We start from the raw sequence: 11,680 nt of genomic DNA, 5'->3' as shown, positions 1-11,680 counted from the left end.
TCACTTTATCAAATAAAGCATCAAATTTTAATGCATCAAATTTGATATTTACATCACCCCACCAAACTGATTGTTCAGTAATTTCATCACACACTATGAATCGATCACGTGGCGAACGACCGGTAAACTCGCCAGTATCCGCCGCTAGTGCACCATTTTCAGCTAGTATAGCTTCACCATTAGCAATTGAGTTTTCAATTAATTCGGATGGAGATAGTTGGTAATGAATAACTTGCGCCTTATCAAGCTTTAAATATTGTAAATCAGGGATAGATTTTGTTAGCTTCATTCTAATCGTTAAATTATCACACAAGCTAGTCAAAAACAATGCCCATTTTAGCAATTATCCTAATAAATAATTGCCAAATTTTAAACTACTGTATTTTTTACACTAAGTATTAAAATGCTAATTATCAGTATTTTATAACAAAATATTGTCGGTTTTTAGCCGCCAATTTTTTTTACTTTATATCCATCAGCTTGAAGCATTGTCATTACTTTTTCACGAAAATCTCCCTGAATAATAATTTCTCCGTCTTTAGCGCTACCACCTACACCACATTTTTGTTTCAACTTTTTACCTAGCATTTCAAGATCATCCTTTGTTCCGATAAAACCTGTTATCAAAGTAACTGCCTTACCACCTCTTTGCTTTCTATCCAATTGAACACGTAAATCTTGATGTTGTGGTTTTAAAGTTTCTATAGCCTCCGATTGCTCAGAATCATATTCAAAGTCAGGATTTGTAGAATAAACTACTCCCTTGAAATCTGTACTTTTTTTTGACATATTATTAATTTAAAACAATTAGCGAAAGTGGTTTAATTGAGATATTTAATTCAAGTCCCATTTGAATAGGTTCTCCATCCAGATGCACTTCAGCAACATTTTCTCGAGTAATTTTAATGTTACGAGCACTCAAAATTTCTACAAAATTACATTTATGGGTACTTTTAGTAAACATTCTTATACCCAAAAAGAAAGCTTTATAAACTGGGAATGGTTTAATAATACAAATATCCAAAAAACCATCAGTTAACGAGGCAAATGGTGCAATATGTGCATTATTTCCAAATTGAGAAGAATTAGCCAAACTAATCATAAAAGCTTCTCTTTCAATTAATCTACCATCAATTTCAATTTTATAATTTTGAGCTTTATAAGCTGAAATCTCAAAAAATATTGTTTTTAAATACCCAAAAAGGCCCCGTTTTACATTTTCGGCAAAACGAGCACTAATCAAGGCGTCAAAGCCAACACCAGCTATATTGAAAAATTTCCGACCATTGAAAAGTCCTGAATCTACGGCTTGAAACTTTAAATCATTCAATCTTTTAATTGCATTTATTTCGTTCATTGGGATGTTAAGCGACCTAGCCAAACCATTACCAGATCCATAGGGTACAATACCCATCGCTAATTTAGTGCCTTCAAGAACTGAAGCAATCTCATTAATGGTTCCATCTCCACCTACCGCTACAACTATATCAAATCCATCATCAACTGCCTTTCTTGTGAGTTCAATTCCATGACCATGCCATTGTGTAAACTCAAAACTCGGATCAAAGAGATTCAAATTCAGATATTTAAAAACCTTTTCAGCAAAATTTAATTTGCTTTTTCCGCCCGAAATTGGGTTAATAACGAATAAAATATTTTTTTTCAAAAAATTTAAAATTAAAGCTCAAAAATAGTCTTAAATTTTTTTAGAACTTGAAATTTATCCTACTTTTGTAGTGCAAAAAAGTGGATCGATTTGCGTTGATTGCAACCACGTAAAAAAAAGTGCTAAAACATACTGCAATTTTTAACCGTTCGGTAACATTTCCATTTTTCTGCATTGTTTTTTCGAAACTTATAATTTATTAAAAAACTATGCCTTATTTATTCACCTCAGAATCTGTATCAGAAGGACATCCAGACAAGGTAGCTGATCAGATATCAGACGCATTAATTGATAATTTTCTTGCTTGGGATGCAGATTCTAAAGTTGCTTGTGAGACTTTAGTAACAACTGGTCTGGTAGTTTTAGCTGGAGAAGTAAAATCGCAAGCCTACCTTGATGTTCAAGCAATTACTAGAGATGTAATTCGTAAAATCGGCTATACTAAGTCCGAATACATGTTTGAAGCAAACTCTTGCGGAATTATCTCAGCTATTCATGAACAATCAGCAGATATAAACCAAGGTGTTGATCGTGTTAATAAACAAGATCAAGGTGCTGGCGACCAAGGAATGATGTTTGGGTATGCAAGCAATGAGACTGAAAATTACATGCCTTTAGCATTAGATTTAGCTCATAAAATTTTAACTGAACTGGCTCTTTTAAGAAGAGAGAATTCGGATATTACCTATTTACGCCCTGATGCTAAATCGCAAGTAACCATTGAGTATAGCGATGACCATAAGCCTGTGCGCATCGATGCTATTGTGGTATCTACACAGCATGATGATTTCGATTCAGAAGTAGCGATGCAGAAAAAGATTCAAAATGATATCATATCAATCTTGATTCCAAGAGTAAAAGCACAACTTAAACCTGAGCTTCAATCATTATTTACTGATGCAATTAAATACCATATTAATCCTACTGGGAAATTTGTTATTGGCGGTCCTCATGGTGATACAGGGTTAACAGGTCGTAAGATTATTGTAGACACTTACGGCGGAAAAGGTGCTCATGGTGGTGGCGCGTTTTCTGGTAAAGATCCTTCAAAAGTGGATCGATCTGCAGCTTATGCTACTCGTCATATCGCAAAAAACCTTGTTGCAGCAGGTGTTTGTAACGAAATTTTAGTTCAAGTGTCTTATGCTATTGGTGTTAAAGATCCAATGGGAATTTTTGTAGATACCTACGGGACTGCAAATGTAGATTTAACAGATGGAGAAATCGCACAAAAAATCTCTTCGATTTTCGACATGACTCCTTACGGAATTGAAACTAGATTAAAACTTCGTAACCCAATGTATTCGGAGACAGCTGCATACGGACACATGGGTCGTAAAAATGAAGTCGTTACTAAAACTTTCAAAGGCTCAAACGGCGATTCAAAAACTCTAGAGGTAGAATTATTTACTTGGGAAAAACTTAATTTTATAGATGAAATTAAGAAAGCCTTCAATTTAGCTTAATATTTCTCAACCGATAAAAAGCCTTCTTTCTTTGCAGAAAGAAGGCTTTTTTTTTAATATTGTATAGATGGAAAAGGAAAACAGAAACCCTTGGAAAACCCTTTCAAGTAAAAAAATTTATGATAATTCTTGGATTAGTTTGACAGAACATCAAGTCATAAATCCAAGTGGTGGACAAGGCATCTATGGCGAAGTAAACTTTAAAAATTTGGCCATTGGGATAATTGTACTCGATGAAAATAACTATACATGGTTAGTTGGACAATATCGTTTTCCTTTGAAATCTTATAGTTGGGAGATCCCGGAGGGTGGCGGACCAATACAAATTGATCCATTAATGTCTGCAAAAAGGGAATTATTTGAGGAGACAGGAATTAGTGCCAATTCTTGGACAGAAATACAAAGGATTCATCTTTCAAACTCGGTAAGTGATGAAATTGGCATCATTTTTCTTGCTCAAGACCTAAGCTATGGTGAATCAGAACCTGAAGAAACCGAAGAATTAGTTCTTAGGAAATTACCCTTCCTAGAGGCTTATCAAATGGTATTAGATGGCGAAATAACAGACTCTTTGAGCGTAGCCGCTATTTTAAAACTTAAAATCACCCATTTTAATTCATAAGAATTAAAATTGATTGTAATTTTACCACATCAAAAAAACATACATGAATAAAATTTGGGGATATATTTTAACACCAATACACTATTTATTTTTCGGTGTTTTACTTTTAATTTTTCATCCCATTCAATGGATTTGCTTAAAAATTGGAGGACAAGAGGCACATAAACACTCTGTTGACATTTTAAATTTCTTTTTATTGGGGAGCTATACTTTATTGGGGAGTAGAATTTCTTTCAAAAACCCTCATCATTTACCCATTAATAGGCCAATAATCTTTATTGCGAACCATCAGAGTATGTATGATATTCCAGCTCTGATCTGGTTTTTAAGAAAATATCATGCTAAATTCATTTCCAAAATAGAGCTCACCAAAGGGATCCCAAGTATCTCATTCAATTTGAAATATGGTGGAGGAGCTAACATTGATAGGAAAGATAGTAAGCAAGCCGTGGCTGAGATTTTAAAATTAGCTGAACGAATGAAAAAATATAATTGGTCGACCGTTATTTTTCCAGAAGGAACAAGAGCTAAAAATGGCCAAATGAAAGCATTTAATGCCGGAGGGATAGCAACCTTACTCAAGAAGGTACCAAACTCTCTAATTGTTCCCATAGCTATCGACGGATCATGGAAACTAGTTCAATATGGAAAATTTCCTTTAAGTTCTTTTGAAAAAATAAGTTGGGAGGTTTTAGATCCCATTGAACCCGCAGACAAAACAATTGATGAAATTGTTGCCGAATCGGAAGAAGCTATAAAAAAAGCCCTATATTTTTAAGATTAACCTATATTTTTATCTTCAATTTGCTTGAAAAAATAATCACGATAGGTATCGCCAATAGGAATAATTTTATCGCCAATTTGGATACGGCTACGTTCTATACTTTCAATCTTAGCTAAAGCAATTATATAGGATTTATGGACTCTCACAAATGATTTTGATGGAAGCGACTCTTCCATTCTCTTCATATTTTGTAAAGTTATTATACGCTCTGTTTTCGTAAATATTGAAATGTAGTCTTTGAGTCCCTCAATATAAAGTATATCATCTAGATAGATCTTTTGAATTTTGTGCTCAGTTTTAACGAAGATAAAATCATGTGTTTTCTGAGCGATTGGTGCATCAGAATTCCCTGAATTAGAATGATTTGAATTTGGGAGCACTTTCTGTGCAGCCTTATAAAAACGGTCAAATGCAATGGGTTTAAGCAAATAATCTACTACATCAAGCTCATATCCATCAAGAGCGTACTGAGAATATGCAGTGGTAAGGATTACATCGCATTTTCCATTGATGATTTTGAGAAATTGAATTCCTGTAAGTTCAGGCATTTGAACATCTAAAAATACCAGGTCGATAGCATCACTTTGAACCAGCGAGAGTCCCTCTATAGCGCTTGTAGTGGTTTTAACAAGTGTTAAAAATGGAACCTTACTAATATAATCTTCCAAAATATCCAGAGCTAATGGCTCATCGTCAACAACCAAACAACGTATCATTTTATAAATTTAGATTTAATTCACAAGAATAAATATCGTTCTTATCATCAATATTTAAGCTAAAGTGATCTTTGTATAGCAATTCTAAACGCCTTTTAACGTTTGCTAATCCAATTCCACCAGTAATGTCCTTATTCATCTCACTCTTTTTATTAAAAACATTAAAAAACAGGCTCTCTTCGGATATGTTTAAGGTAATGCTAATCGGGTTGTCTACATCGGTGGCTATTCCATGTTTGAAAGCATTTTCTACAAATGGAATCAAAATCAATGGCGTGATTTTATGCCCGTGAGGGTCACCAATTATTTCAAATTTAACATGAATATTATCTTTAAACCTTAATTTCTGAAGCTCGATATAGTTTTTAAGATACCTAATTTCATCCGATAAAGTTACTTTGTCTACATTGCTCTCATACAGCATGTACCTCATTATCTCAGAAAGTTTAAGAATAGCTTCAGGTGTTTTCTCTGCTTTTTGATAGGCAAGTGAATAAATATTATTGAGTGAGTTAAATAGAAAATGGGGGTTAATTTGAGACTTCAAAAATGCTAACTCAGCAATAAGTTTTTCATTCTCGAGATGGCTCTTAACTTTCTCATTTAAAAACCAATCTGAAATGAATTTCAAAACCGTTCCTAGTGTAATAAAGACAGCACTTACAAAAGCTGCACCCGAATAATAATCCCAAAAATCAATAATTTGTTTAGCGCCATATCTTTTTATAACAATATCATAAAAATAATAAGCAAGTCCGCATTTAATGAATGCGCCTATCACAATCAAAAGAAACATGGCGAAACCACACCATATATATTTCTTTTTATTCAAAAATGTTGGGAGAATAAAAAGATAGTTGATATAGAATATGGAGATGTTTATGATGCCGAAATAAACAAAAAGCACAATTGTAGAGTGAACAATCTTGCCATCACTAGCCAAATACATGAAAAATAGCAAGATTGCTGCCCAAATACATGCATGAAGAATTACCTGCTTCAACTTATTCATAAATAAAAGTATTATTTACTCTTGCCAGAGGATACTAGATTCGACCAAAAGCCAAAAACTATCTGCAAACAGCCTAATTTACACTATTAAATTTAAGCAAAAGAAAAACACTGTTGGTCTTGTAAAAAAGGAACTTGGTCTAATACATTTCTGTAATTAATTAAATAGTACTTATTTGCATCATCAAATTATGATGATATGAAAAAGTTTAGAAACTGCACTTCTCCTTTTATTATGCTGCTTATTCCAGTATTTTTGTTACTAGGTTTATTTGCTTTTAATTATAATAACGAAGTCTCCATTGAAAAGCATCATACCATCTTAAAATTACAAGTCCCAAGTTTAAAAATGATTGTTAAATCGGTAATTAAATAATAAAGAGTGCCTGATAAAATTATTGAAACCAGAAATCTATCTTATCATTTTGGTTTAAATCAGGTATTAGATCAGGTATCTTTACATGTTGAGTCAGGGAGTATTTATGGTTTTATAGGGCCAAATGGTGCTGGTAAAACTACATGTATTAAAATCTTACTTAACCTATTGCAAACAGAAAACAATAAAGTTTTTCTATTTGGTAAAGAATTTAAACATAACCGGATAAACATCCTTTCTAGAATAGGTTCTCTCATAGAACAACCCGCAATATATCATCATTTAACCGGCAGAGAAAATTTAAAAAACCGTGCCCAACTTCTTAAAATTCCGATTAACAGAGTAAATGAAATTTTAAGTCTTGTTGACCTAAACGAACATGCCGATAAGAAAGCTGGTAAATATTCTTTAGGAATGAAACAACGTTTGGGTATTGGGCTTGCACTTTTACCGAATCCCGAATTATTAATTTTGGATGAACCCACCAATGGCTTAGATCCTAATGGCATTATTGAAATAAGAAATCTACTTCGTAAACTCGTTTATGAAATGGGAAAAACCGTTTTTATCTCTAGCCATATGTTATCTGAAGTAGAAAAAATGGTTAGCCACTTAGGAATAATAAATCAAGGCAAACTAGTATTCCAAGGAAGTTTAGAAGAATTACATCAAATCAGTAAAAAACAAATACTCATTCAAACAAGTATGCCCACTAAAGCAAAAGAGTTATTATTGAACATGGGCTATTCTGTAGAATTAGTGAATGAAACTCTTTATTTGCCATTCCAATCAAAGGAACAAGTTGCCAAAATTAATCAGCTTCTTGTATCAAACAATCATAGTGTTTTTAGCCTAAGCCAGAGCCAGGATGATCTAGAAAATTTATTTCTCACTATCACACAATAGATAATTATGCGGGGTTTTTTACTTTCATTATCATCTGAATATTTTAAAACAAGGAAAACACTTGCCTTTTTATCAGCAATAGTGCTACCTCTTATACTTTGTATACTAGTTTCTATAGGATTTTACACCCATGCAGAAAAAATGGCTAATTATAGCCCAGAAATGCAATGGGCAAGATTTAGCAGTGCATTTATGGGTGTAATGGGAAGCTTGCTTTTACCCTTATTAATTATATTTCAATGCTTCTCTATTAATAATATTGAACATAGAACGGAAATGTGGAAAAGCCTTTTTTCATTACCAATACCGAAATGGAGTATCTATTCAGCCAAATTCTTTTATGCACTTATCTTAAATGCACTATGCCTTACATTATTTGCTTTTTTCATAATTATATCTGCAACAATACTTGATTTATTAAAGCCAGAATATAAATTTAACGAATTCAGTTTTTCCGCAACACTTTTCAAACTCCACTTTAAACTTTTCCTTGCATCAACAGGCATTTTGGCAATACAATTTTTATTCAGTTTACTTTGGTCGGACTTTTTAAAACCAATGGGTATCGGACTCTTACTAACTGTTTTCGGAATAATTACAGCCAATTTAGGCTGGAAGTATGCCTTCACAATTCCTTATACCCATCCAATGCTCACCATAAATGCCTTTATGAAACATCTAGTGAACAAAAAAGGTGAAATAAGCAACTTTGATTTAATGAGCAAAGAAATTTGGTTTGGCCTTGCTATTGCAGGTTCAACCTATATTATTGGTTATTTTGTTATTCGGAACAGAAGCATTAAATAATTATCTAACCGACCTAGGAATTACTACCAAGCTTTCATGTCCCTCATTATCAACAGATTGAACTCCAAAATAATAGTTATCTTTTGAATAATTAAGCACGGCCTTGGTATCAGTTACAAAGAATTTTTTCTCCCAAATAGGGCTTGTAGTTTCTCTCATCACAACATAATAACCAACAGGTTTTTCACCTACTGGGCTTTCCCATTTCAATTCAGTTTTATTGGTTAATCCACTAGTAACAATACCAACCTTTTGTGGCTCTCTTGGAGCGAGTGCTACATTGGCAAGTGATGCCAAATTCATTTGGGTAACTTTACGAGTATATTCATAATCTACAAAATCAGGCAAATCTCCATAATCAACGCCATTTTCTTTACGTACATCTTGATGTTGACGCTCAAAATTCTCATTCATTTCGGTTACGCGGATACCTGCATAACCTAATTGAGAAAATGGAGTATGATCACCCCCACGTAAATATCTATCACGACGATAAATGAGTTTAACATCTAATTGATCAACGTATCGCTCACCTACCTCTTTTAAATATCTTGCAAACTGACGAGCAGATCCATCATTTTCTGTCCCAGTGCTAGCTCTACGAGTAGCTTCTTCAGGTGTTTCAACAACAGATACTCCTTCACTAAAAATACGAACGCTTCTATTGTCTTTAATACCTGTTTCCATTCCATACGTATTTCCAACAATATCATTAGTTATCATACCAGCAAGATTCCATTTTTCGGCTTTGGCGCGTTTTGCTAAATTAGCAGCACCATATAAACCCTGTTCCTCGGCAACCATAGCCACAAAAATCAGGGTACAGTTAAACTTATATTTACTCATTACTCTTGCTAATTCCATCGCGGCAGCGGTCCCAGAAGCATCATCATTAGCTCCAGGAGCAAAAATTTTAGCATCATTCACATCAGAAGCCCTTGAATCATAATGGCCCGAGACAATAAATACTCTATCATCCAAGGGATCAGTCCCAGGTAGTATTGCCAACACATTCTTCATAACTGTTGGGGTAGCCACTCTTCTACCATCAGCAGCCTGCGTAAAAGTATCAAATTCAACTTTTAACCTGCCTCCAGATGCTTTAGAGTAACGTTCTAGTTCCGCTTTTATCCAATTACGAGCTGCACCAATACCTATAGTTTTGCTTAAAGTATCACTCATACTATGACGAGTTTCAAAACTCACTAGTTTTCTAACAACTGTCTCTATATTTTGAGATGAAACCTCATCAACCATAGTTTTTATTTGCTGATCTTGCTTAACAATCGCAGTTTGTGCCCAACTAATAAATCCTGAGGCAATAAAAATGATAGAAAAAATGTATCTCATAATGTTTTTGTTATTTTATATAAATATAGAAAAGATGGAATTAAAAAATTTTAATCAAGCATAAATTCTTGATGCCTATCTGGGATTTCAACATTTGCAAAACCTTTTTGCTCAATTTTTAGCTTAAAGGCTTGTTGTACTTTTTCTTCACCGTGGACTAAAAAAAGCTTTTTGACTTTTTGCGGATCTTGGCAGGAAATAAATTTCAATAAATCTTCATAATCACCATGTGCACTCATCGAACGAATAGATCTTACTTCAGCCTTTACATCAAAATCCTCCCCAAAGATTGAAACTGTATTATAACCAGCCATTAAACGGCCACCCAAGGAATTAGGTTCACAATACCCTACCATTAAAATGGTATTATTTTCATTAGAAATATTGTTTTTGATATAATGTTTAACCCGGCCTGCTTCTGCCATGCCTGAAGCAGAAATAATTACACACGGCTCATGATTTGTATTTAATGCCTTTGATTCTGCAGTATCTTGAATAAAAGTCAATTTATTGAAGTTGAATGGATCATCATCATGTAACATCACATCCTGCACATGTTTATTGAAATTTTCTGGATGACTTTTGACAATATTGGTGGCTTTTATTGAAAGGGGACTATCTACATAATAATTTACATCTGGAAGAATTCCTCTTTCTTCAAGATGGTTTAAAGAATAAAGTAGTTCTTGTGTACGCCCTACACTAAATGCAGGAATAATAACTTTTCCTCTTCGGAGAATACAGGTTTGATAAATAATCTCTCTAATTAATTCTTCGGCAGGTTCAACCTTTTCATGCAAGCTATCACCATAAGTGGATTCCAGAATGATATAATCAGATTGCTCAAAAGTTTGTGGCGATTTTAAAATTAAATCACCATAACGACCCACATCCCCACTAAAGGTTATACGGCTTGTTTTACCATTTTCAAAAAGAGTTAAATGTACCGCTGCACTTCCAATAATATGTCCAACATCGCTAAGCTCAAGCTTAACATCATCCGAAATTTGTATTTCTTCATTGTATTTAATAATGCGAAATTGACGTAAACAAGCCATTGCATCGTCTTCACTGTATAATGGTTTAAGCAGAGGAAGGCCCTTTCGAGCTCTATGCTTATTGCTATATTCTGAATCCTGTACTTGGATTTTTGCTGAATCCATGAGTAAGATCCGGACTAGATCCATGGTTGCGGCAGTACAATAAATTTCGCCTTTAAAACCTTGAGCTACCAAACGTGGAATTAAACCGCTATGGTCGATATGCGCATGACTTAATACTAAATAATCAACATCCATTGGGTTAAAACCAAAGTGCTCATTAAGTGCATCTGTTTCTTCTCCCATACCCTGAAACATGCCACAATCCAATAAGATTTTTGTACCATTATCGAGCCTAATTAAATGTTTACTTCCTGTAACGTTTTTTGCAGCACCATGAAAACTTATACGCATATCAAATCCCTTTATTTAGGGCCTCCGCCAGATTAATTGAAAAAATATCAAAAGATAAGATACAAAAAAACCCAGAAATTTTTAAAATATCTGGGTTTTTATATATCTATAAGAGATATTTATTCTTCAGACTTAAATAATTTAGCTGTAAAATAATCTCTGTTCATTCTAGCGATATTTGTAATTGAGATTTCCTTAGGGCATTCAGCTTCACAAGCACCTGTATTAGTACAGCTACCAAAGCCTTCTGCATCCATCTGCGCAACCATAGCCTGCACACGACGCGAACGCTCTGGTTGACCTTGAGGTAATAAAGCTAGCTGAGAAACCTTTGCTGATACGAAAAGCATAGCTGAAGCATTTTTACATGCCGCAACGCAAGCACCACATCCAATACATGTTGCCGAGTTAAATGCTTCATCTGCAATAACTTTTGGAATTGGTGTAACATTCGCATCAGGAGCCCCACCAGTATTCACAGAAATAAAACCACCAGCTCTTTGAATACGATCAAATGCTGAA

Annotated in this window: 14 protein-coding genes; 6 read left to right on the top strand and 8 right to left on the bottom strand. The window is 34.0% G+C overall.

Features of this window, described 5'->3' with window-relative positions; genetic code table 11:
• The 3 genes from ACIQ0D_RS08425 to ACIQ0D_RS08415 form a co-directional block, all read right to left on the bottom strand.
• A partial coding sequence (locus tag ACIQ0D_RS08425; protein ID WP_395804620.1) for a phosphoenolpyruvate carboxykinase (ATP) occupies positions 1–289 on the bottom strand: 289 nt, incomplete at its 3' end.
• A gap of 155 nt (positions 290–444) precedes the next feature.
• Positions 445–789 (bottom strand): translation initiation factor, encoded by a 345-nt coding sequence (locus ACIQ0D_RS08420; RefSeq protein ID WP_395804618.1) that lies wholly within the window; start codon positions 787–789, stop codon positions 445–447.
• Between the two features lie 4 nt (positions 790–793).
• Positions 794–1,666 (bottom strand): diacylglycerol/lipid kinase family protein, encoded by an 873-nt coding sequence (locus ACIQ0D_RS08415; RefSeq protein WP_395804616.1) that lies wholly within the window; start codon positions 1,664–1,666, stop codon positions 794–796.
• A 209-nt stretch (positions 1,667–1,875) separates the two neighbouring features.
• Here ACIQ0D_RS08415 and metK point away from each other — a divergent pair, with 209 nt between their 5' ends.
• From metK to ACIQ0D_RS08400, 3 genes are all read left to right on the top strand, one after another.
• On the top strand, positions 1,876–3,132 hold the full coding sequence (gene metK, locus ACIQ0D_RS08410) for a methionine adenosyltransferase (protein ID WP_395804615.1): 1,257 nt from the start codon (positions 1,876–1,878) through the stop codon (positions 3,130–3,132).
• Between the two features lie 67 nt (positions 3,133–3,199).
• Positions 3,200–3,754, top strand: coding sequence for an NUDIX domain-containing protein (locus ACIQ0D_RS08405; RefSeq protein WP_395804613.1), 555 nt, complete (start codon positions 3,200–3,202; stop codon positions 3,752–3,754).
• 43 nt (positions 3,755–3,797) lie between these two features.
• Positions 3,798–4,532 (top strand): lysophospholipid acyltransferase family protein, encoded by a 735-nt coding sequence (locus tag ACIQ0D_RS08400; RefSeq protein ID WP_395804611.1) that lies wholly within the window; start codon positions 3,798–3,800, stop codon positions 4,530–4,532.
• 2 nt (positions 4,533–4,534) lie between these two features.
• Here ACIQ0D_RS08400 and ACIQ0D_RS08395 read toward each other — a convergent pair whose 3' ends face one another.
• Both ACIQ0D_RS08395 and ACIQ0D_RS08390 read right to left on the bottom strand, forming a co-directional pair.
• Positions 4,535–5,254, bottom strand: coding sequence for a LytR/AlgR family response regulator transcription factor (locus tag ACIQ0D_RS08395; RefSeq protein ID WP_395804610.1), 720 nt, complete (start codon positions 5,252–5,254; stop codon positions 4,535–4,537).
• A gap of 1 nt (position 5,255) precedes the next feature.
• Positions 5,256–6,266: a sensor histidine kinase gene (locus ACIQ0D_RS08390; RefSeq protein ID WP_395804608.1), complete on the bottom strand. Its 1,011-nt coding sequence runs from the start codon at positions 6,264–6,266 to the stop codon at positions 5,256–5,258.
• A 198-nt stretch (positions 6,267–6,464) separates the two neighbouring features.
• On the opposite strand from ACIQ0D_RS08390, the gene ACIQ0D_RS08385 reads away from it, so the two are divergent.
• The 3 genes from ACIQ0D_RS08385 to ACIQ0D_RS08375 are packed head-to-tail and all read left to right on the top strand — an operon-like array spanning position 6,465 to position 8,354.
• Positions 6,465–6,641 (top strand): hypothetical protein, encoded by a 177-nt coding sequence (locus ACIQ0D_RS08385; protein ID WP_395804606.1) that lies wholly within the window; start codon positions 6,465–6,467, stop codon positions 6,639–6,641.
• A 6-nt stretch (positions 6,642–6,647) separates the two neighbouring features.
• The gene (locus ACIQ0D_RS08380; RefSeq protein WP_395804604.1) at positions 6,648–7,547 is read left to right on the top strand and encodes an ABC transporter ATP-binding protein; all 900 of its coding nucleotides are present in this window, start codon (positions 6,648–6,650) and stop codon (positions 7,545–7,547) included.
• Positions 7,548–7,553: 6 nt separating this feature from the next.
• Positions 7,554–8,354 (top strand): ABC transporter permease, encoded by an 801-nt coding sequence (locus ACIQ0D_RS08375; RefSeq protein WP_395804602.1) that lies wholly within the window; start codon positions 7,554–7,556, stop codon positions 8,352–8,354.
• Here the strand turns inward: ACIQ0D_RS08375 and ACIQ0D_RS08370 are convergent, their stop codons facing one another.
• The 3 genes from ACIQ0D_RS08370 to ACIQ0D_RS08360 form a co-directional block, all read right to left on the bottom strand.
• Complete coding sequence (locus ACIQ0D_RS08370) at positions 8,355–9,704, bottom strand: M20/M25/M40 family metallo-hydrolase (protein ID WP_395804600.1); 1,350 nt, start codon at positions 9,702–9,704, stop codon at positions 8,355–8,357. It lies immediately after the preceding gene.
• 50 nt (positions 9,705–9,754) lie between these two features.
• Positions 9,755–11,158 carry an MBL fold metallo-hydrolase RNA specificity domain-containing protein gene (locus ACIQ0D_RS08365; protein WP_395804598.1) on the bottom strand — a complete coding sequence of 468 codons (1,404 nt, stop codon included), beginning with the start codon at positions 11,156–11,158 and terminating at the stop codon, positions 9,755–9,757.
• Between the two features lie 119 nt (positions 11,159–11,277).
• Positions 11,278–11,680 (bottom strand): 4Fe-4S dicluster domain-containing protein (locus ACIQ0D_RS08360; protein ID WP_395804596.1); only part of this gene is annotated, 403 nt, incomplete at its 5' end.

The sequence above is a fragment of the Daejeonella sp. genome, assembly GCF_044342615.1.
Taxonomy (GTDB): domain Bacteria; phylum Bacteroidota; class Bacteroidia; order Sphingobacteriales; family Sphingobacteriaceae; genus Daejeonella.
Note: the sequence above shows the minus strand (reverse complement) of the source record. Positions and strands in the feature narration are given on the sequence as shown.

Bases quoted from the DNA above. Each gene is read 5' to 3' on its own strand.
- ACIQ0D_RS08395 (WP_395804610.1), bottom strand. From the start codon at position 5,254: ATGATACGTTGTTTGGTTGTTGACGATGAGCCATTAGCTCTGGATATT.
- ACIQ0D_RS08390 (WP_395804608.1), bottom strand. From the start codon at position 6,266: ATGAATAAGTTGAAGCAGGTAATTCTTCATGCATGTATTTGGGCAGCA.
- ACIQ0D_RS08420 (WP_395804618.1), bottom strand. From the start codon at position 789: ATGTCAAAAAAAAGTACAGATTTCAAGGGAGTAGTTTATTCTACAAAT.
- ACIQ0D_RS08375 (WP_395804602.1), top strand. From the start codon at position 7,554: ATGCGGGGTTTTTTACTTTCATTATCATCTGAATATTTTAAAACAAGG.
- ACIQ0D_RS08405 (WP_395804613.1), top strand. From the start codon at position 3,200: ATGGAAAAGGAAAACAGAAACCCTTGGAAAACCCTTTCAAGTAAAAAA.
- ACIQ0D_RS08385 (WP_395804606.1), top strand. From the start codon at position 6,465: ATGAAAAAGTTTAGAAACTGCACTTCTCCTTTTATTATGCTGCTTATT.
- ACIQ0D_RS08400 (WP_395804611.1), top strand. From the start codon at position 3,798: ATGAATAAAATTTGGGGATATATTTTAACACCAATACACTATTTATTT.
- metK (WP_395804615.1), top strand. From the start codon at position 1,876: ATGCCTTATTTATTCACCTCAGAATCTGTATCAGAAGGACATCCAGAC.
- ACIQ0D_RS08365 (WP_395804598.1), bottom strand. From the start codon at position 11,158: ATGCGTATAAGTTTTCATGGTGCTGCAAAAAACGTTACAGGAAGTAAA.
- ACIQ0D_RS08370 (WP_395804600.1), bottom strand. From the start codon at position 9,704: ATGAGATACATTTTTTCTATCATTTTTATTGCCTCAGGATTTATTAGT.